Raw genomic sequence first — 652 nt, 5'->3', positions numbered from 1 at the left:
ATTGGCGACTGGCCCATTTACCGCCCCGGCTTTCGTGGGATGATGTTCGCCGCGCCATCGATGCGATCGGCAAGGCGACGCCGATCGACCTTCGCGATCGAGCTGTCCTGTTGTTGCTCGCCACCACAGGCATTCGCAACGGCGAGCTACGCGCTCTTCAGCTCCGGGATATCGACTGGCGAGCTGGCGAGGTTTTTGTCCGGCGCACCAAGGGCAAGCGTGACCGAGTGGCCCCGCTCATCGAGGAGACCGGCGCCGCGCTCGCCGACTACATCCTGCGGGCTCGACCGAAGGTCGATAGTCAGCATCTGTTCCTGTCCTTCACGCCGCCCGTGGGACCATTCAAGTACGCGTCGTCTGTTTCGAGGATCGTGCGGAAGCGATTGCAGCATGGTGGGATCGAGCTCGGTCGCGTCGGAGGCGCACATCTCCTGCGCCACAGTCTAGCCACCCAGCTCGTGGGGCGACGAAGGCCGATCAACGAGGTCGCCGATCTTCTAGGGCACCGAAGCATCAACACAACGGCGCTGTACGTGAAGGTCGCGGCCTCGCAGCTCGCTGAGGTCGCGCTCCCCTTTCCGGGAGGCGCCGCATGACCGTCTTCGCCGCATTCCTCGACGACAAGGTCGAGCGCTACATCAAGCTGCGCCGC

At 64.3% G+C, this 652-nt stretch carries 1 protein-coding gene; it reads left to right on the top strand.

Annotated features, from left to right (window positions below; translation table 11 throughout):
* Nucleotides 1-596: site-specific integrase (locus OWC48_RS45965; protein WP_282525923.1), on the top strand; the 596-nt coding region annotated here is incomplete at its 5' end.
* Nucleotides 597-652: the final 56 nt, after the last annotated feature.

The sequence above is a fragment of the Bradyrhizobium sp. Arg816 genome (genome assembly GCF_029989365.1).
Classification (GTDB): domain Bacteria; phylum Pseudomonadota; class Alphaproteobacteria; order Rhizobiales; family Xanthobacteraceae; genus Bradyrhizobium.
The sequence above is the reverse complement of the archived record's forward strand: the minus strand, read 5'-3'. Positions and strand labels throughout refer to the sequence as shown.